This window comes from Bacillus yapensis (assembly GCF_005280205.1).
Taxonomy (GTDB): domain Bacteria; phylum Bacillota; class Bacilli; order Bacillales; family Cytobacillaceae; genus Robertmurraya; species Robertmurraya yapensis.
This window is the reverse complement of sequence record NZ_SUND01000019.1, coordinates 1-20,631: the sequence shown is the minus strand read 5'-3', so window position 1 is coordinate 20,631 and position 20,631 is coordinate 1. Positions and strand designations below refer to the sequence as shown.

Annotated in this window: 18 protein-coding genes and 1 pseudogene; 16 read left to right on the top strand and 3 right to left on the bottom strand. The window is 37.6% G+C overall.

Annotated elements, in window-relative coordinates; all coding sequences use genetic code 11:
- Positions 1-100 precede the first annotated feature (100 nt).
- Both FAR12_RS19245 and FAR12_RS19240 read left to right on the top strand, forming a co-directional pair.
- On the top strand, positions 101-1,396 hold the full coding sequence (locus FAR12_RS19245) for a bifunctional folylpolyglutamate synthase/dihydrofolate synthase (protein ID WP_126410404.1): 1,296 nt from the start codon (positions 101-103) through the stop codon (positions 1,394-1,396).
- Positions 1,397-1,502: 106 nt separating this feature from the next.
- Complete coding sequence (locus FAR12_RS19240; protein WP_126410403.1) at positions 1,503-3,218, top strand: GGDEF domain-containing protein; 1,716 nt, start codon at positions 1,503-1,505, stop codon at positions 3,216-3,218.
- A 255-nt stretch (positions 3,219-3,473) separates the two neighbouring features.
- Here the strand turns inward: FAR12_RS19240 and FAR12_RS19235 are convergent, their stop codons facing one another.
- The 3 genes from FAR12_RS19235 to FAR12_RS19225 are packed head-to-tail and all read right to left on the bottom strand — an operon-like array spanning position 3,474 to position 5,729.
- Positions 3,474-4,721: a hypothetical protein gene (locus FAR12_RS19235; RefSeq protein WP_126410402.1), complete on the bottom strand. Its 1,248-nt coding sequence runs from the start codon at positions 4,719-4,721 to the stop codon at positions 3,474-3,476.
- Complete coding sequence (locus tag FAR12_RS19230; RefSeq protein WP_126410401.1) at positions 4,705-5,220, bottom strand: hypothetical protein; 516 nt, start codon at positions 5,218-5,220, stop codon at positions 4,705-4,707. Before FAR12_RS19230 ends, FAR12_RS19235 begins: the two co-directional genes overlap by 17 nt.
- A 5-nt stretch (positions 5,221-5,225) precedes the next feature.
- Entirely contained in the window at positions 5,226-5,729 is a 504-nt protein-coding gene (locus FAR12_RS19225) for a type IV pilus modification PilV family protein (RefSeq protein WP_126410400.1), read from the bottom strand.
- 284 nt (positions 5,730-6,013) lie between these two features.
- Here FAR12_RS19225 and FAR12_RS19220 point away from each other — a divergent pair, with 284 nt between their 5' ends.
- From FAR12_RS19220 to radC, 14 genes and pseudogenes are all read left to right on the top strand, one after another.
- Positions 6,014-7,831: a hypothetical protein gene (locus FAR12_RS19220; protein ID WP_126410399.1), complete on the top strand. Its 1,818-nt coding sequence runs from the start codon at positions 6,014-6,016 to the stop codon at positions 7,829-7,831.
- A gap of 137 nt (positions 7,832-7,968) precedes the next feature.
- Positions 7,969-8,706: a PRC-barrel domain-containing protein gene (locus FAR12_RS19215; RefSeq protein WP_126410398.1), complete on the top strand. Its 738-nt coding sequence runs from the start codon at positions 7,969-7,971 to the stop codon at positions 8,704-8,706.
- 18 nt (positions 8,707-8,724) lie between these two features.
- Positions 8,725-10,008 (top strand): G5 domain-containing protein, encoded by a 1,284-nt coding sequence (locus FAR12_RS19210; RefSeq protein ID WP_126410397.1) that lies wholly within the window; start codon positions 8,725-8,727, stop codon positions 10,006-10,008.
- A gap of 24 nt (positions 10,009-10,032) precedes the next feature.
- Positions 10,033-11,697: a GspE/PulE family protein gene (locus FAR12_RS19205; protein WP_126410396.1), complete on the top strand. Its 1,665-nt coding sequence runs from the start codon at positions 10,033-10,035 to the stop codon at positions 11,695-11,697.
- Positions 11,698-11,708: 11 nt separating this feature from the next.
- Complete coding sequence (locus tag FAR12_RS19200; RefSeq protein ID WP_126410395.1) at positions 11,709-12,749, top strand: type IV pilus twitching motility protein PilT; 1,041 nt, start codon at positions 11,709-11,711, stop codon at positions 12,747-12,749.
- 1 nt (position 12,750) lies between these two features.
- Positions 12,751-13,956: a type II secretion system F family protein gene (locus FAR12_RS19195; protein ID WP_126410394.1), complete on the top strand. Its 1,206-nt coding sequence runs from the start codon at positions 12,751-12,753 to the stop codon at positions 13,954-13,956.
- 99 nt (positions 13,957-14,055) lie between these two features.
- On the top strand, positions 14,056-14,487 hold the full coding sequence (locus FAR12_RS19190; RefSeq protein WP_126410393.1) for a type IV pilin protein: 432 nt from the start codon (positions 14,056-14,058) through the stop codon (positions 14,485-14,487).
- Between the two features lie 42 nt (positions 14,488-14,529).
- Entirely contained in the window at positions 14,530-15,288 is a 759-nt protein-coding gene (locus FAR12_RS19185; RefSeq protein WP_126410392.1) for a prepilin peptidase, read from the top strand.
- A gap of 12 nt (positions 15,289-15,300) precedes the next feature.
- Positions 15,301-16,287, top strand: a complete 987-nt coding sequence (pilM, locus tag FAR12_RS19180) for a type IV pilus biogenesis protein PilM (RefSeq protein WP_126410391.1) — start codon at positions 15,301-15,303, stop codon at positions 16,285-16,287.
- The gene (locus tag FAR12_RS19175) at positions 16,288-16,932 is read left to right on the top strand and encodes a PilN domain-containing protein (RefSeq protein WP_126410390.1); all 645 of its coding nucleotides are present in this window, start codon (positions 16,288-16,290) and stop codon (positions 16,930-16,932) included.
- Positions 16,929-17,924: a LysM peptidoglycan-binding domain-containing protein gene (locus FAR12_RS19170; protein WP_126410389.1), complete on the top strand. Its 996-nt coding sequence runs from the start codon at positions 16,929-16,931 to the stop codon at positions 17,922-17,924. The genes FAR12_RS19175 and FAR12_RS19170 overlap by 4 nt, the downstream gene beginning before the upstream one ends.
- 110 nt (positions 17,925-18,034) lie before the next feature.
- Entirely contained in the window at positions 18,035-19,093 is a 1,059-nt protein-coding gene (locus FAR12_RS19165) for an SPOR domain-containing protein (RefSeq protein ID WP_170972258.1), read from the top strand.
- 321 nt (positions 19,094-19,414) lie between these two features.
- Positions 19,415-19,987 (top strand): Maf family protein, encoded by a 573-nt coding sequence (locus tag FAR12_RS19160; protein WP_126410387.1) that lies wholly within the window; start codon positions 19,415-19,417, stop codon positions 19,985-19,987.
- A 55-nt stretch (positions 19,988-20,042) separates the two neighbouring features.
- Positions 20,043-20,516, top strand: a pseudogene (radC, locus tag FAR12_RS19155) (RadC family protein); the annotation flags it as partial.
- Positions 20,517-20,631: the final 115 nt, after the last annotated feature.

Below are 20,631 nucleotides of genomic sequence, written 5' to 3'. Positions count from 1 at the left end.
AGGTTAAGAGAAGACGAATCCATCTAGTAGGATTCGTCTTCCGTGTATAAAAAATTTTTTCAAGGCTGTGGCTGACACAGAAAAAAGGGTGGATACATTGATGTTTCATACATATGAGGAAGCTTTGAATTGGATTCATGCCCGTTTAAGGTTGGGGATAAAACCCGGTTTAAAGAGAATGGAATGGATGATGGAGCGACTTGATCATCCCGAGAAAAAATTGAAAACTGTTCATATTGGCGGTACAAATGGGAAAGGCTCAACCGTCACGTTTTTGCGTTCGATTTTAGAAGAAGCAGGGCTAAGAGTAGGTACCTTTACTTCACCTTATTTTGAGCAGTTCAACGAAAGAATCTCTATCAATGGTTTCCCTATGAGCAATGAGGAGCTAATTAAGTTGACTAACTTGATCAAACCGTTGAGTGAAGAGTTTGAAGAGACGGATCTAGGGGCACCAACTGAATTTGAAGTCATCACAGCGATGTCTTTCTATTATTTTGCCCATATTCAGTCGGTTGATATTGTGTTGTATGAGGTTGGACTTGGAGGCCGGTTTGATTCTACGAATATTATCGAACCGATGTTATCAATTATTACAAGCATTGGGTTAGATCATACGAGTATTTTAGGCGAAACCCATGAGAAGATTGCTTTTGAAAAAGCAGGGATTATTAAGAGAAACGCACCGATTTTAACAGCGGTAAAACAGCCGGAGGCGTACAGCGTGATCGAGGAAAAAGCACTCGAGCAAGACGCACCTATTTATAAGCTTGGGGAACAGTTTTCCATTGAAAATCATGAGTCGATTGAAAAGGGAGAACGTTTTACTGTTCGAACAGCTTTCCAAACGATTGAAAATATCGAAATCTCGATGTATGGACAGCATCAGACAGAGAACGCAGCTCTTGCTGTAATGGCAGCACTTCTTTTAAAAGAGGACTTTGCTATTGATGATGCTCATTTTCTTTCTGGATTGAAAAAGGCGTACTGGCCAGGTCGTTTCGAGATTGTTTCTCACTATCCTCTAATCGTTCTTGACGGCGCACATAACGAAGAAGGAATTACTACTCTTGTAAATGAACTAAGCAGACGATACAAAGATAAGAAAAAGAGAGTGATTTTTGCGGCTCTAGGGGATAAGAAATTGAACAAAATGATCGCAAAACTAGATTCAATTGCGGATTCTATTACTTTTGTTGACTTTGATTATCCTCGAGCAGCGGATGCTGAACAGCTTTTTGCGATTAGTACAGGAACAGACAAAAGGATTCAATCTGATTGGAAACAGGCAATTACGGAAGAATTTCAATTACTAAATAAGGAAGAGATGCTTATAATCACGGGCTCCCTCTACTTCTTATCAGAGGTCAAACCGTTTGTAGAAAAAACTCTATAATTCACCGCTGTGAAATAGTAAAATATGTGACAAAAGTTAGAAAATTTGATAAACTAATAATTGGAAACTATGACTATTTTACTAACTTGTAGAGGAGGGGATTCGATTGATAGAACCACATGTAAAAAGAAATATTTGGCTTTTGTGGCTCTCAGTAGTGCCGGTTGGAATTGGACTTACCTATCATTTCTATCCCCCTGCTACTAACTTACTGAATTTTGATGTTTTGTGTTTTTTATTTTTGACACTCTTTGTTGCAGGTACGCCGTTAATCATCAACAATACACCTATTTTCTACATTCAATGGGTATCACTTACAGTATTCCTCACTTTTGGTCTCTTTGCAGAAGTTATTTTTATGCAATTAGCACTTATCGTAGTCTTGATTCGAATAAGAGTACCTAAGGAGCACATGTATCGGTTACCGTTGAACTGGTTCATGTTTTTTGTTGTATCAGTCGCCAGTGGGCTTATTTATTATGCGATTGGTGGTACACATGGTATCGATCTAATGGATAGCCCGAAAAATCTTTTATTAGCATTTGGTTATGCATTTGTTTATTTCCTCCTAAATCATTTCATCTTAACGTTTTTTGCATATGTTGTACAAAAACGTAAAAGGGATGTTTTCGACCAAGATTTCATTTGGGAGGCTGTGACTACGACTCTTATACTCCCAATTGGCCTTATATTATACATTCTGTATCAAGAGGTAGGATTAATTTCGATTGTTTTTGTGAGTATTCCTTTTGCGAGTTTAGCAGTGATATTAAACCTCTATCATTCTAGTGATAAGGTAAATCATTACCTGCAAAATGCTGCTGAAATCGGTCATGAGCTTGCCGAGCGCTTGAATGTGGAAGAAGTAATAGACTTATATATTCAAAAGCTTACAGGGATGTTCCCTGTTGACTTTGCATACATATTGGATGTTGTGGATGACGAGCTACAATTAATCAGAAGAGTCGAAAAAGACACTGATGAATTTATGGATGTTCTACCGTTGAAAAAGAACGAGGGCATTAGCGGACATGTTTGGCAATCTGGAAAGGCTGTTCTATACCATTCACAAAAAGAATGGAAAGATATTGTAGAAGGGTATATGCCAAAGTCAGTGGAAAGTATTATTTGTGTTCCAATTGTCCGAAGTAATGAAGTAATCGGAATTCTTCTTTTGGCATCCCAACAAAAACGTGCCTATGAAAAAGCTCAGCTAATGATTGTCGATATTCTCAGTTCTTATTTTGCTGTTTCGATTGAAAATGCTAAGCACTATGAACGAACAAGAGAAGATAGTGAACGATGTGCCTTAACGAAGCTTTATAATTATCGCTACATTGAAAGAAAGTTGAATGAAGAATATAACTTGCTAGTAAGCGGTAGAAGAAAGTGTCTGTCCGTTATTATGCTAGATATAGACCATTTTAAATCTGTGAATGATACCTATGGGCATCAAAGCGGAAATGAAATTCTGCAACAGATTGCGAATCGCCTAGCGGGTTATATCGAGGAAGAGACTGGAATCGTGGCTAGATATGGAGGAGAAGAGTTTCTTATCGTGCTGCCTGATGTTGATAAATATGCTGCACTACAAATGGCGGAGATTATTCGACAGATCATTGCGAATCGACCATTTGTTTTAACAGAGCATATTCAAGAAGAGCAAGCGGAAATGACGATTCAGATTACAGCTTCAATAGGAGTTGCCTGTGCCCCAATCGATGCAGAAGATGCCATGTCACTCATTAGGCACGCAGATAGAGCACTTTATGTAGGTGCAAAACAGAACGGAAGAAATAAAGTTGCGGAATATGTGAAATAAGAGCAAGAGGATGTCCCATAATTAGATTGGGATCTCCTCTTTTTGCTGCTGAGTATAAGTTGTAGATTTCCACTCCAGACGGACGCTTTCCGCGGGCGTGGTAGAGCTATAAAGTGCTTTGTACGCCGGAAGTCTCTCCTGGTCTTCTTATAGGAGTTACCACATTACGATTCAATCAATAGTTTTCTAATATGAAAATATGGAATAACAAAAATAGAAATACTCTGATCCAAAAGTTAATTCTGACTTTAACTTTTATTGATATTCATATTCTTCTGTTGTAACTGGCGCATCTCCCCATATTATCGGTAAACCCTCATCTGTGTTCCGGCCGCAGGAATTGTCAAAAGCAGTTAGACTAGTAATAACCCCTTGTTTGTTTGCAGGAATAGTAGATTTTGCATAAATTTTGCTCGTGTTATTGCTATGATCATTAATGTGGCCAATAGTTAGTTGACCATTTACACAAATAGTAGACTCGTGATTTAAATTTACACCGCCAATTGTAGCATCTGAATCAATGTAAATAATAGAGTCTTCCATGCTATTAATATTTCCCATTACTGTCTTACTTCGAATAAATATCTTAGAGTTTTTGAGATCCATAGTTCCTATTGTTGCATTTCCTACTATTTCGATTGTTGAATCAATTAATCCACCACCATTAAAATTTCCGAAAGTACCTGCTCCGCCTACATGTAAATTCACATTGTTTAGTTTGTTCATGTTACCAGCATTCATATTTCCTTTAATAAATAGGGTAGAGTTATTAATATCTTCATTATTCATATTTCCAACTGTCAAATTGCCGGTCACTTTAAATGTTGAATCTTCAAACTCTAGCTGATTTCCATAATTTGCATCCCCATCAACCTGGCATATAATATTAGTAAACTCTTCCCTATACTTACTACAAGTTGATAAATCCCCTGGATCAGGTATTATTTTTCCGATGATAATTTCTTCAACTGGATTCTCAGAGTTATCCTCGTCTTCCTTAAGTATTAATTGAGTATAATCAATTGTTAATGTTGCTTTAATCGTAGTTTCCTTATCTTTCTCTTTACCTGTGCTGAAAATTATGATTTTTAAAACGTTGTCATCGTCATCTACTAAACTATTAATACTAAAAAGAGAGTCTGTTTTTCCTTCAATAGATTTAGAGAGAGTAATTGAGTTTAGAGCATTTGTCATTTTACAAATCGCTAGTTTTTCGTATTGTTCCTGGTAGAGTTTACAATTCTCTTCATCATTTTCATCATTTTCATCATAATTTTTAATTTCATTAATAACAGATGTATTGAGAGCACGTACTGCATGCTCGAAATATATAACGCCCATCTCAGCCAATGCAACTGATTGAGAGTTCTCCTCGATAACACCATTTTGTTTAATACTGTTAGCAGCTTGTCCCATAAAGGAAAAAGCTAGCATCATAAAAATTACGATTATTAACAAAACAGTTATGAGAGCATACCCCTGTTCATTAGTAATTTTCTTCATCTATATCACCACGTTTCAAACGAGATAGTACAGTGTCAATAATAATAGAATTACTATTCTGATCATCTGTACCACTAACTTTAATGGTCAAAGAAACATCTTTTGCATCTGGGTGAATTATAATTGTACTTTCAGTGCCATTATTTTCATCATCAGTTATATTTGCTTTAAAACAGAGTTGTGGATGCTGAAAAACTTCCGTTGTATTTGGGGGAACTGCGGATATACTAATTTTACAGTTTGAGGACTTAACCATGTATGAATTCAATTCTGAATTTGAATCTTCCTCTAAATTTACTTCAAAGTTGCGATGGTATTTTGCCAAACCATTAATTATGATATTTGCCTCCTGTTGCAATTGGTTATTTGTCATGGCTTTGTTGGAATAGTTGAATCCTTGAAAAAAGACACTCCAAATTAAGATTCCGATTGTGACTGTTATACTGAGTGTAAGGAGAAGTTCTATGAGAGTAATCCCAACTTCATTTTTTTTAAACATTTCTCTTACTCCTCTATATTCAAATAATAACCGTAGATTTCACTAATTAAAGTATTATTGTCGTTCAAAATTTTCACGTGTACTCGATGTATTTTTGTTAACTTATCTAAATCTACTGAGACTGAATTTTTCTTTAAATCTTCCTCTAAATCTGAATCCTTCTTTAAAGAAACCTCAACTTTATAATCAGTAGAGGGCTCTTTTTCCTCAAAGATATAATATCGTGTGCCATTATGATCTACAGAGTGTTCATATTCGGGGATGATACTCTTGGATGGATAATCCAAAAAGTACTCAAAATTGACCCTAGTTAACTTTGAAAATTTATTCTGCCACTCTACTAATTCCTTTTTTGCTAGATTAATAGCCTCGGTCTTTTCGAGATTATGTCGATTAAAAAGACCCATCTGTGGGAAGAAATTCATGATCGATACTAAGATAATCGTTAAGATGACAATGGATAATAGAATTTCTATAAGCGTAAAGCCTTTTTCTTCTTGAAAATCCATCAAAAATCCTCCTTAATTACCTTATATAGAACTGAATCAATTATACGACAAATTTTGTGTTCAATATACTAGATTAGTAGTAGTTCATAATAATTAGAATAAGAATTATGAAAACTACTGAAGGCCCTTGAAATTAACTTTTATAGTAATCTTTCAAAATCATTTATTTTATTATACAATATGTAAGAGTCGAGAAATGTAAATAAAGAGAGAAAAATGTAGACATCCAAAGTCATATATGAATGCGGAAATATAGGATTTTTATACCAAAAAGGGGTGAATGAATGGAAGAGCTTATTGTGTCAATAATTTCACTCATTATTTTAGTACCCATTATTTACTTCTTGCCCTTAGGATTATCCCATAAAGGGAAAGGTTTACTTATCTTGATTGCATTTGTTTTTGCAAATCTAGGCCTTATGGTCAAAAGTAGCCTCCCAGTCTGGCAAGCAGGGGGAATCATTCTCTTACTCATCGTTCTCACTGTATACATTTTGGATAGAAAGTTTAGTAAACTTTTATACGCGAATGGCAAGACCGTTGAAGAAGATGTGAAAGAAGATGTACAGATTGAAAATGTTCCAGTTGAATCGGAGAAAAAACTACTGACTGAAGATACGCCAGTAAATCTTGATGAGGATGATCTTCCAGTTGCGAGTGACATTGCATTAGTAGCTGAACTTGAAGAAGAAAAGATTTCAATGGAGATACATACTCCATCTGAGACAGATGAGGACCTACTTTCTAAGGATGAAAATAATCCTACTGAGGAAGCGTTCCAAGTCGATGAACTCATTGAGGATACTATCGAAGAGACTGTAGATATTGATTCGTTGCCACAAGAGGAAATCGAATTTTTATCGAAACGTGAAGAAATTGCTGAAGATTCGGACGGTACCGTCGTTCAGGAGGAAGAACTTCCTGAGGAAGGTTATATGTCTGAAATTGAGCAGTTAATAGACGATGCCGAGGCTGAGGAAGAACATACAGAAGTCTCCAAGACTGAAGTAACTATCGAAGAATCGCTTGCAGAAGAAATCTCTGAAGTAGAGTCTGTGGAATTTGAGTTAGTTGAAGATATCCTCAGTCCTGAAACGGTTGACGAACCATCAGTTGCTGAAGAACAAGTAGAACTGAATGAAGAGTCTATAGCCAAGCAGGAAGAAGAGCTTCCAGAAGAAAGTTACATGTCTGAGATTGAGCAACTGATAGAAGGTGTTGAGCTTGAAGAAAATCAAGTAGTAGTCACTCAGACTGAAGTTGTTGAATCCCATACAGAAGAGCCTGATGAAGTGGAGCAAGAGGAACTTGAGTTAATTGATGAAAAGGTAAGCGAAGCATCGTCTGTTGAAGAGCAGGATGAACTTACTGAAGAGTCTACATACGATTCCGAAACTGATGAGGTAATGGAGGAACTAATCGCTTCAGAATTGAGCGAGGATGTTATTCCAGAGCTTACTTTTGTTGATAAGGAACTTCTGATTGAAACTATAACATCTGAAAATGATGTGAAGCTTGATGTAGAGCAACTATCACGAGAAGATGATGACAATGTACTAGTAGATACAGAAGAGCAGGAATCAGCTCTATTAAATGAATTAAATCTAGCTCAAAGTGAAGCAGCTGTTTCTTTAGACCTTGATACAGACGAACTAGTACTAGAGGACGAGCAAGAACTAGAGGCAAGCACTATTGACGAAGATTTGGTACTAGGTGAAGAACTGCCAGAATCAGATGCTACTTCTGAGCTTGAAAATGATGTAACTGCGTTTGAAGAGGTCCCTCCAACCAAGGCAGAGACACAAAAATCAGTTCTCCAACAACAGCTCTTTCACACAATGGTTTCTCAGCTTCACTTAGCGAGGAAACACATGAAAGCTGACGAATACGAGCAGTATATTAATGACCATCTACATCCAGACTTACCAGCTCAGGATTATTATACATTTGCTAGCTTGCTAATTGAGCATTACATAAGCAAGAAGCAATTAGAAAAATTGCAGGAACTTTTAACTGATTTACGTAGTAAATTCACAAATTATCCAATTTTGGATATGGAAATTCAATTTTTATATGAACAAAATTGCGGAAAAACACGATGAAATTCCTATAACATGTTAAAATGATGTATCAAATGAGTAAATTTTATCTATATATGTCGAATTCGGGTACTTCATGGTAAAATTTATTCAGATATTATAGTTTCGTGAACTTATAGATTAGGTGTGGTGAAAATTTAATGAAGAAAAGTACTCAAATTAGCAGTTTACCAATTATTAGCATCGCAGACGGAAATCAAGTAGGGAAAGTTAAATCTTTAGTAATTAATCCTGATAAAGGTTCAGTTGATTTTTTAACGATTGAACATGAAGATTTTCAGGTTAGTGTAAAAGCAATTCCTTTTAAAAAGGTTGTCGGAATTGGAGAATTTGCTGTCACAGTGGATAGTGAGAGCGCTGTAATTGATTTAAATGAAATACCTATTGCCAATCAATTGGTTAACAAAAAGATTAAGATTACAAACACAAAAGTAATGACGAGAAAAGGTGAATTAATCGGGGAAGTTATTGAATACTTTGTCGATCAAGATACAGGTAATATTCTTGGCATGCAATTAAAGGTTGCAGATAAAGAAGTTGCCCTTTCATCAGATTCAGTCGTTACATTTGGTAAGGATATTATTATTGTGAATGAGGATGCTGCTTCTCACTTCTTAAATTCTGTGGAAGAATTAGATGGAACAGCACCTGAATTAGTTGAAGAACTAACGAGCACAGTAGAAGATGAAGAAGTACGTGCATTAAAAGAAAAGCAAATTGAATTACTTTCTGGAAAGACGTTAACGAAGGATGTCTATGATAAAAATGGAAATGTTCTATTTTATGAAGGCACGATCTTAACTCCAGAACATGTAGAAAGAGCACAACAAGAAGGTCCAAGCATCGTTGTTGAACTTTCTATGAATGTAGAGGCGTAATTAAGGAGGCCGATCAATGTGAGGAATCAGCAAGTGATCAAGCTGTTTCTGGTTTTAACCATGAGCATAACGTACATTATGGGTTTCTCACATTTCGGTGCCTACGCGTATGTTTCTGTCATAAATCATAATGAGCTATTTTCTAAAGGGACTACGATTGGTACTCTCACAATTGACGGGAAATCATCAGAAGAAGCTCTTCAGCTATCAGAAGAACAATTGTCGAAATGGCTCAATGAAACAACGATTACATTGAAATACAAGGAAAAAAGTCAGCCACTAGATGTAAGCATTTTTAATTTTGACCTTGAGAATTCCATTAAACAAGTAAAAATGGGACAGACAAATTTTGTGATGGTTCAATTGGAGCGATTAGAGGATTTCTTATCCTCATTTTCTACATCTTTACCGTTAGAAAATCTTAAGGTTGATGTATTAGAAAGCGATCTATTGGCAACTGCTTCGATGCTAGAAGCAGGAAACTACCAATTTCGCCTTGAAGATTATTTAGCAAATAGCCAAGAAAGTGAAATGGCTACACTCCATGAGTCGTCGATCCAGGTTGATAACGAGGGAGAGCTTGGACTATTTCTAGGTAAGTCTATCGAAATCGGGGCAACCTCACAATTCTCATTACTAAATTACATAGACAATGAAATTGGAAACAGTTCTTCGCAAACTTTAAGCAAGATTGCTACTGCGATCTATGAAGTGGTGTTACCAACCAATTTTACGATCATCGAAAGGCATATTAGTAATGAGCTTCCAACATACGCAACCCTTGGTTTTGAAGCGAAAGCAGATATCGAATTGAATCAAGACCTTATTTTTTCTAATCCCAATGAGTTTAGTTATTTTATAGAGTTTACCGAAGAGGATAATGGCATCATAGTTTCGTTAAGAGGACCTGAGCTATTATATCAATATGTCGTAACCACGGCTGAGAAGGAAAGCTTCAAGCCTAAAATCATTCGCCAATTCAACCCAAAACTTAGTCCTACTGAAATTAAAGTTAAGGTTGAGGGTAAGGAAGGGCAATTAATTAAAGTGTACAAAGAGCAGCGCGATGAACAAGGTACTGTGATAAAAAAAGAACAAGTAGCTGAAGATTTTTATCCACCTATTCATCAGATCGAAGTACAAGGATTAATTGTCAATGAAGAAAGTACTAGCCTCCCTCCTACTACTAATGGGGCTGAACCGGCAACTGAATCTCCTTCGAGCACAAATGAAGCTCCCGAGAATAAGGATTCGAATCTAGATGAGTCTCTATGGGGGAAAGAAAACGAAATACCAAAATAATCACCAAAAAGCGGGGAGCAAAAAATGAAGCAACAAACCCGAAAACGTCTTGGAGATTTACTTGTTGAAGCTGGTCTTATTTCAGAGGATCAGCTTCAATCTACATTATCGGAGAAAAATAATAACCAAAAGCTAGGAGATGCGTTGCTTCAAAGAGGATATATTACCGAGCAACAGCTAATTGAAGTGTTAGAATTTCAGCTGGGAATTCCACTGATTAGCTTATATCGCTATCCCTTTGACACAAAGCTATTCCATTTGATTCCAAAAGAAACGGCGAAGAGAAATCAGTTGATTCCACTAAAGAAAGATGGAGACAAGCTTTTCGTTGCGATGGCTGATCCAATGGACTATTTTGCCATTGACGATTTACGTCTTTCGACGGGATTTCAAATTGAAACAGCGATTGCCACAAAAGACGATATTTTGCGTGCGATTAATAAGTATTACGATATCGATGAAGGCTTCGAGGAGTTAATGGGTGAACTCCCTGTTAATGATGCTGTTAAGGAAGAAAGCATTAGTGCAGATGATTCCCCAGTTGTCCGCTTGGTGAATCAACTACTATCCAATGCCGTTGTAATGAAGGCAAGTGATATTCATATTGATCCGCAGGAAACAAAGGTGGTTATTCGTTACCGAGTTGATGGAGTACTACGAACGGAGCGGACTTTACCGAAGCATTTGCAGAGCTTATTGACAGCTCGTATAAAGATTATGGCGAACTTAGATATAACGGAACACCGCGTTCCACAAGATGGAAGAATGAAAGTGAATTTAGAGTTTCACCCAATTGACCTGCGTGTTTCCACATTGCCAACGGTTTTTGGGGAAAAAATGGTGTTAAGAATTCTCGATTTATCTAGCTCCTTGAACGATATTCATAAACTTGGGTTTAATAAGCTCAATTTAAAAAGATTTTCCGATTTGATTGAAAAACCAAACGGAATTGTTTTAATTACAGGACCGACAGGGTCAGGGAAATCGTCAACTTTGTATGCTGCCTTAAACAAGCTGAATACTGAAGAGGTAAACATTATTACAGTTGAGGATCCAGTTGAGTATCAGTTAGAAGGCATCAATCAAATACAGGTGAATCCGAATATTGGGATGACCTTTGCTGCAGGTCTGCGCTCCATTTTACGACAGGATCCAAATATCATTATGGTTGGAGAAATCCGTGATAAGGAAACGGTCGAAGTTGCCATCCGTGCATCTTTAACAGGTCATTTAGTATTAAGTACGATTCATACGAATGACTCTTTCGGAACAGTTACGCGGCTCCTTGATATGGGTGTCGAGCCTTTTCTCGTAGCTTCTGCCCTAAGTGGAATAGTGGCACAAAGACTAGTTCGGAGAGTTTGTAGAGATTGTGCCGAGGAACAATTCCCAACGAAGCGGGAGCAAGAGATTTTTGCCAAACGGGGCATGCGAATTGAAAAAATCGTCCGTGGGAAAGGTTGCTCATCTTGTAATATGACAGGCTACAAGGGACGTATTGCGGTACAAGAGGTGCTTGTCATGAATGATGAAATGAGAAGAGTGATTATGAACAGAGAGTCGTTTGCGAAACTGAGAGAATTAGCGATTAAAGGCAAAACGATTTTTCTCATTGACGATGGTTTGTTAAAAGTGAAACAAGGCTTGACGACTACAGAAGAAATATTACGAGTGGCAATCCCTGAATAGAGGTGGAGAACATGAAGGACAAAATCGATTATTTGCTAAAATCAGGCTATGAATTAAAGGCATCGGATATTCATTTTACTGTCGGAGTTCCACCTGTGTTAAGGATCAATGGTGAATTGAAGCGTTATGGGAAGGACATCCTTACTCCAGAAGATACAGAGGGCATGGCAAAATCGATGATTCCTGACAATATGTGGGCTCAATTTAAGGAAAAAGGGGAACTGGATTTTTCTTATGGAATTCAGGGAGTCTCCAGATTTCGTGTGAATGCATTTTTTCAGCGTTCTTGTGTGTCCTTAGCTGTGAGAATTGTACCAACAAAGATCCCGACAATTGAAGAGCTAATGCTTCCAAATGTACTTAAAAAAATTGCTGAAAAACCACAGGGGTTAGTATTGGTTACTGGACCTACGGGAAGCGGAAAGTCTACCACTTTGGCATCGCTCATTCAACATATGAATCAAACGATGCGAAAACACATCATTACGTTAGAGGATCCGATTGAGTATTTGCATAAACATGGCCATTCGATTATTGACCAGCGTGAGGTTGGCTTTGATACGAATAATTTTGCTAATGGATTAAGAGCAGCACTACGACAGGACCCTGATGTCATTCTCGTAGGGGAAATGCGTGATTTAGAAACCATTCAAACTGCAATTACTGCGGCAGAAACAGGTCACTTAGTATTTGGAACATTACATACTTCAAGTGCACCGGCAACCATTAATCGTATTATTGATGTCTTTCCGCCTTCTCAACAGTCACAAATAAGAATTCAACTGGCTTCTGTCCTTGTATCAATCGTGTCACAGCGTCTTTTCAAGACGAGGGACAATAAAGGTCGAAGGGTCGCGACAGAGGTTTTGATCAATAATTCAGCGGTAGCTAATTTGATCCGAAATGAGAAAATCTATCAAATTGTCAATGTTATGCAGACTTCAAGAGCTCAAGGCATGCATACGTTAGATGCAAGTATTCGAGAGCTCGTTCATGCAGATATCATTGCAAAGGACTTGGCGGAACCATATTTACAGGAGAATATCGGCTAAGATGGCAAGGTTCAAATATGTTGGTAGAGATCGAAGAGGTAAGAAACAAGGCTTTGTAAATGCCTCTTCTAAACGAGACGCAATGCAAAGGCTCCGGACTGATGGAATAAGAGTTTTAGAGATAACTGAAGTGCAAGAGTCTATTTTGACAAGGGATATCTCGATTGGCTCACCGGTGAAGCTAGAGCATATGGTGATTTACTTAAGACAGTTTTCAACGTTGTTGAAAGCTGGAGTTTCTGTTGTGGAATCGACGAATATTTTGGCAGAGCAAACAGAAAGCAAACCTTTGCGTAAGGCACTAATAGAGATTGAACTAGATTTAAGAGAAGGGAAATCTCTGTCGAGTGCTACAGCGAAGCATAAAAAGATATTTCCATCAATGTTTGTGAACATGGTTCGTGCAGGTGAGGCAGGTGGAAGTATGGATGAAACGCTTGAGCGTCTGGCTGTCCATTTCGAAAAGCAACATCATACAAGAGCAAAAATCAAGTCTGCTCTTGCGTATCCAATTGCCGTGGGTATTGTCGCGATAGCCGTTGTTATTTTTCTATTAGTAACAGTTGTGCCAACCTTTGTCGATATGTTTGCCGAATTTGGCGGTGAACTCCCTGCCATTACGCAATTTGTTTTATCTGCAAGTAGTTTTATGCAGAAATTTTGGTGGTTAGTCGTTTTGCTAGTGTTGGCTTTCGTTTTTGTTATTCTTATCCTGAGAAATAACAAAAACTCGAAATATTATTTGGATTATTTTGTATTGAGAATCCCGTTCTTTGGGAAAATGCTACAAAAAGCTGCTTTGGCAAGGATGACAAGAACATTAAGCTCTTTGTTCAGCAGCTCAGTACCGATTTTACAAGCGATGTCGATTGTCGAAAATGTTGTTGAAAATGAAGTGATTGCAAAAGTCCTTCGCCAGTCACGTGACGCACTTGAAAGCGGACAATCGATGACGGGGCCGATGAGAAAGCACTGGGTATTCCCTCCTCTTATTACTCAAATGATCGCGATTGGAGAAGAAACGGGTGCTCTAGACTCGATGTTAGGAAAAGTAGCTGATTTCTACGAGAGGGAAGTCGAAAATAGTACCGATCGGATAAAAGCATTGATTGAACCGTTGATGATTGTGCTTTTGGCGGGTCTTGTCGGAACGATCGTTACCTCTATTATGGTACCGATGTTTGAAATTTTTAACCAGGTAGGATAGATAAAAAGACAAAGATTTACAAAGTATTATTTTTATTTACAAGTTTCGTAGAGTAAAATTATAATAGTAAATAAGTACTATAAAAAAGGAGATGACAGAATGATTAAGAACTTGAAAAAGAGACTTAAAAATCAGCGTGGTTTGACATTAGTGGAATTATTGGCGGTTATTGTTATTTTGGGGATCGTTTCGGCGATTGCTGTGCCTAGTATTGGTGGAATTATTGAAAAATCAAAAGAGGATGCCCTAAAAGCCGACGCTATACAAGTTTTAAACGCAGCAAAACTTTATGCTTCTTCAACAACAATAAATGCTCCAACTTTATTGACTGATGATGGTGATAAAACATTAGAGCAGTTTTTAGATATTAAATCTGAAACTGATTATTCTATTACAATTACTCCAGAGGACGGGGCATACACATACGCAGCAATTACTATTACCAGAGATGGCAAAACAATCAGTAATGTAACTGAGGAAAACTTACTTTCTGATAATGTGAAAGTTAAGGAAGTTAAATCTGGAAGTTAAGATAAAAAATATTTATAAAGTAGTAGACGGGGGATTGAGACAATGAATACAGCTTATATTCTACCTTTTTTATATGGTCTCTTTCTCGGTTCCTTCTTCAACGTAGTAGGTCTTCGTGTGCCTGAAAAGAAATCTATTGTTACACCACGATCGGCTTGTCCGAACTGTCATCATACGTTAACGGCATTGGAATTAATTCCAGTGCTATCCTATATCATTCAAGGGGGAAAGTGCCGTCAATGTCAGTCGCGCATCTCCCCTATCTATCCCATTATGGAGCTTGTAACAGGTATGCTTTTTGCGCTAGCTCCCTTCGTATTAGGCTGGTCTCTTGAGTTGATTGTCGCTTGGACAATGATCTCTTTATTGGTCATCATCTTTGTTTCAGATATTACGTATATGCTAATCCCTGATAAAATTTTAATCGTGTTTGCGGGGATTTTTTTATTGGAACGTTTCATAGTTCCTCTCACTCCGTGGTGGGATTCGCTCCTGGGAGCTGTCATTGGATTTACCCTATTGCTAGTCATTGCGATTGTTAGTAAAGGCGGCATGGGTGGAGGAGATATTAAACTGTTTGCCTTAATAGGGTTTGTGTTAGGAACAAAGACGATGCTCTTATCATTTTTCCTAGCAACTCTTTTTGGCGGAATAGTTGGCGGTATTGCTCTACTATTTAAGCTAATTGAACGAAAAAAGCCAATCCCATTTGGTCCTTTTATTGCTTTGGGAACTTTGGTAGCCTATTTCTTTTATGAAAAAATTATTCTATTGTATCTTCAATTAATAACAGGTTTATAAGGGGTACATCATATGGGTTTATCACTCTTTTCTCGGAAAAAACGAGTTGCAAATATAATAATAAATGACCATTCCATTCGCTACCTAGAATTAAAGCAAACAAAGCCACTGGTCCCTAGTAAATGGGAAGAGCGGTTGTTGCCGAATGGAATTATTACAAATGGGAAAATCAATGAGTATGAAACTCTATTACATATATTAGAAGAGTGTGTAGAAGATTGGAAGCTAGGGAAGCGCAATGTTCGTTTCTTAATTCCAGAGTCTTTTGTGATCATTCGTAAGGTATCTATTCCTGCAGAAGTGAAGGAAGATGAGCTAAAAGGATACTTGTATTTAGAGCTAGGTACTAGTATTCATTTGCCATTTGATGAACCTGTCTTCGATGCAGTTGTCATCTCAAAGGATAAGGAAAGGCAGGAAGTTTTGATTTTTGCTGCTCAGGAAGAGCCGGTTCTAGAATATAGAGAACTTCTTACTGACGCAAAGTTAACTCCAATCGAAGCAGAGATCTCTCCTTTAGCTTTGTATCGTCTGTACCATCATCTAAATGATGCAAATAAGGGTGAGAATTTGCTTGTTGTCCAATTTGGATTGAACGATGTAAATATTTGTATCTTTGAAAATACGATCCCATTCTTTATGCATCATCTTCCTTTGGAGTTTGATGAGGAGAAGTGGGATAAGAAGCTAACTAGAGATGGGAAATATGAATTAAAGTATGTAGGGGAGCCATCTGATTTGTCTTTTCAACTAGATGATGTCTATAAAGAAATCAACCGCTTAATGGATTTTTATCGATATTCTTTACATCAGGGTAATAAGCAGGTTTCGAAGCTGTTATTGGCAGGTGACCATCTGATGCTTTCTCAGATTGAACAGGATTTAGAAAGACAATTCGCTGTTCCTCTAGAAACCATCTCATCTTTTCAAAATGGACCCAAAGATCTTCCGTACACTTTCAATCTTGCACTAGGGCTTGCCTTAAAAGGGGTGGAATAAATGCTTATCGAGATCAACCTTTTACCTCAACGGGAGGTAAAAAATAAATCCCTTTTATTGCTAACGATCATAGCGGCCGCAATCCTCCTTTTCGGTGGATTTTTTGCTTACTTTCTTAATCGATCCTATGAAAATAAACTGGCTAGCTTGGAACAGCAAATTTCCACAACCGAGCAGTTAGTAGCTGCTGAACAGGAGAAGATTTTATCGTATGAAGCTTCTGACTCATTATCGGAGCTGGAAAGAACTGTTCAGTGGGCACAGGCTTATCCGATAAAAGCAGTCCCAGTTTTGCAAAATATAACGGCTTTGCTTCCTGAGCGCGGCTTTATTCAAACCTTTACTTATGAAGAAACGGGCACAGTTCAGTTTGAAGTGCAATTTGAAACAAGCCGTGAAGCAGCTTATTATTTAAATGCTTTACTCGAATCGGATTGGGTGAGCAATGCAAAATTAAATAGCCTAGATACTGAGACCGAATTTTATGATAAAAAGTTTGGTGAAACGGACGAGGGACCAGATGAAAGTAGACTGACAAATGAAAAATATATTCCTCGCTACCTCGGGCAATATGAAGTTAAATTAAATCGAGAGTTTTTTAAGAAAAATAACTCCTCCGCCACAGAAGGAGGAGATGGTATATGAATCGAAAGGAAAAGTTAATTACAGTCACAACTATTTTCGTGCTAATTCTTTTCTTTATAAGCGTGTTCTACTTTGTCCTATATCCTAAGCTGGAGAAAATCTCATTAAAGGAGAATGAGCTAACAACTCAAGAACAAATTTTATCAACCTTACAAAATAAGATAACAGATACAAATCGAACCACTTTTGATAGTTCTGTTACCCTGCAAAAACTGGTACCGGTTAAGCCGATGTCTCAGCAGCTACTTCTTGATATTGAGAAAGCAGAAGTCGTATCTGGTAGTTTTGTAAAGAATATGGAATTTGAGGATGGTGAGGAACTAGAGGATAACCAGGAATCTGAAGATCTAGAAAGTATAGCAACAGGTCAGGATGTCGAATCAGAAACAGAAGATAGCGGGAAGTCCGTTTCTCTACCGTCAGGTCTTAAAAAGATAACTGTTACGATCAATGTCGAGTCCCCAACTTATTTTGAATTCGAAGAGTTTATTGGCATTCTGGAAAACTCAGAGCGGATTACAATTATCGAATCTATCGATTTTACCGAAGAAGACGAGGAAATAATAGAAGAAGGCCAATCGGATCTGCCTTTGCGATATGAAATTGTATTAGTTGCTTTTTATATGCCAACTCTAGCAGACTTAATCGATAGACTTCCAAAAATGGAGGCACCTGAGCCAGCGGATAAAAAGAATCCTTTAAGTAATTTTGGTGAATATTCTGGTGAGGAACCTTCAAAGTCTGAAGCACCAATTCAAAACGGGAACTCAGTTGAATCTGAGCAGACGGGTGAAGATGTTAATACTTTTATTGAAAACCAGAGCACGGAATCGCAAGAGTACATCGTGCAATCAGGAGATACGTTGACGAAGATTGCTAAGCAATTTTACGCTGATGAGTATAAATCTGGAATCCTTCTTATTCAGGAAGACAACCAAATAAAAGGTGATCAAATTCGTGTTGGGCAAGTTTTAAGGATTCCCTCACGTTAAAAAATTTGACGAAAATCTCTATAACAAGACGACAAAAGTCTTGTTATTTTTTTTGTCCATTATGTTATGTTTGATGCAAACCTGCATTCGACATGGAAGGAGGACACACATTGGACAAGCCAGGAGATTTTAAAACTATCACGATCAAAATAAATGGAAAAGAGAGTCCTATACAAGAAGAGCATAAACAAACTCCTAAAAAAGAGGAGAATGACATACCAGTTTTAGAAAAATCACCTCTACATGCTGTGGAAAAGGCTACGGAGCAAGAAACAGCAGCCGCCCAAGAAGCACAGGAAGAAGATGAATTTGAATGGATTCTTCCGGAAATTGAGGATGATGAGCTAAAGGAATATACCATTGTTACCCAATCAAAAACAAAAAAAGGTAAAGGGTACAAAGGAAGTCCGCTGAAAGGACCTAGAAAAAAAGGTGTCCTTCCCTCCATTATATTAACGATTTTTCTCGCTGTCTTATTAGGCGGAAGTCTTGGAATTTTGATGTTAAAAATGGTCATATCTGATTCGGCGAATGAGCCTAGTGCAGGACCTGTAACGGAGGATACACCGAATGAGGATCAAAGTCAAACTGGACAAGCTTCAATCGATCTCCCTTCAATCACAACCTATATGGTTCAAGCAGGTGTTTTTTCTACACCTGAAAACGCTGAGGCTGAGGCACAATCAATGGCAACAAAGGGTGTTCCGACAAAAGTCATTGAAATCGAAAATAACTCCTATATATACGTAGGGCTTGCGGATAATATAGAGAATGCCAAATCAATAGGAACTCAAGTACAAAGCAAGGGAATTGAGACCTTCTCGAAGGAAGTTGCCTTCGGAGGTCCATCATTATCCGAATTACAGGAATCAGATAAAAATATACTAGAATTATCTCCTTCCCTCTATCAGTCTCTTTTGGAAACAATTACAACCGCCAGTCTTTCAAATTCGATTCCATCCGATAGACTAGATTCCTTAAATGGACAATTAGAAAAATGGAATGGCTTAAAAGCAGCTGAAAACGAACAGGTTAAACAGATAAAAGCAGAGCTTGATGGGGCGAGTGAAAATATCAAAAGCTATGGAGAAAAAAATGATGCCACCCTCCTTATAAATGCTCAACAGCATTTGCTCAATTTCTTAGGAGTTTATAACCAACTGAAGTAACAAATTTCGAGTTCATTCGATTATTTTCTGGGAAATAGTGATGAGTAGATAGTCTGAATTGTAAAAAATAAGGAGCTTATCCATTTGGAAAAGGCTCCTTTTTGGTGTAAACTTATTTATATTGAAACTTAGTAGCGACTTTATACGTCGTATTATTCGATGGGGCTACTTATTTCATGTTTAAGAATGAAAAAATCTACTTACATAAAAGAAATAATTAAATTGTAGAAATTTTTAAATTTATTCAATAGAAAATATCAGAAATATTTGGTACGATTAAGTTGTATCTCCCTTTCTGATACGGTAAGGTTAGGTGATCTGATGCAAACCCTCATTTTAGCCTCTTCTTCTCCACGGCGAAAAGAACTTCTTGAAAGTTTAAAACTAAACTTTGAAATCGCGAGCTCGGATGTTGATGAGTCCTACAATCCAGAAAATACCCCTGAAGAAATAGTAATGGATTTGGCTGAGCGAAAAGCCAAACATGTTTCACAGGCAAACCCTCATGCATTTGTCATTGGTTCTGACACGATTGTCGTTGCAGATGGACAAGTCTTGGGAAAGCCAGGGAATAGCGATGAAGCAGTAGAAATGCTCAAGTTGTTATCTGGTAGGACACACACTGTTTATACAGGTGTGTCGATTATAGAACCAACAAAAAGTACAACATTTTACGAAAAGACCGATGTCGAGTTCTGGAACTTATCAGATGATGATATCAAAAGCTATGTGAGCACCGGAGAACCATTAGATAAGGCAGGCTCTTACGGAATCCAAGGCTTTGGAAGACTTCTTGTAAAGAAGATCAACGGCGATTATTATTCGGTGGTTGGCTTGCCTCTATCTCGAACTATCAGAGAATTAAAAGAGCTTGGATATCCTCTTCCCTTTTAATGTTCTAGAGCGACTAGGACACAAGGAGGAATAAGACTTGCAAGCGGAAACTTTAATGATTAGAGATTTCCCAGAAAACGAACGCCCAAGAGAACGATTTGAACAGAGTGGCTCTGAAAGTCTCTCTAATCATGAATTAATTGCGATTTTACTTAGAACAGGAACGAAGGATGAATCCGTTCTACAACTTTCAAATCGTCTATTGACGAGCTTTGATGGCCTACGTTTATTAAAAGATGCCACCTTAGCTGAAATTACTGCAATAAAAGGAATTGGAAAAGCAAAAGCTATACAAGTATTAGCTGCTGTTGAAATTGGGAGAAGAATTTCTAACCTTGCCTATGATGACCGATATGTCATCCGTTCTCCTGAAGATGGCGCGAACTATGTCATGAATGATATGCGATTTTTATCACAGGAGCATTTTGTTTGTTTATATTTAAACACGAAAAATCAGGTGCTCCACAAACAAACCATTTTTATTGGAAGTTTGAATGCTTCGATCGTACACCCTAGAGAGGTGGTGCGCCCATAAGGGCATTTAGGAAATCTGCTTTAGCAAAGCAGTAGGGAGATATCACAATCTTTACCCTATCATCAGCCAACTTATCCGTAAGGGAAACCGAGCGGGGAGTGTAGCATGT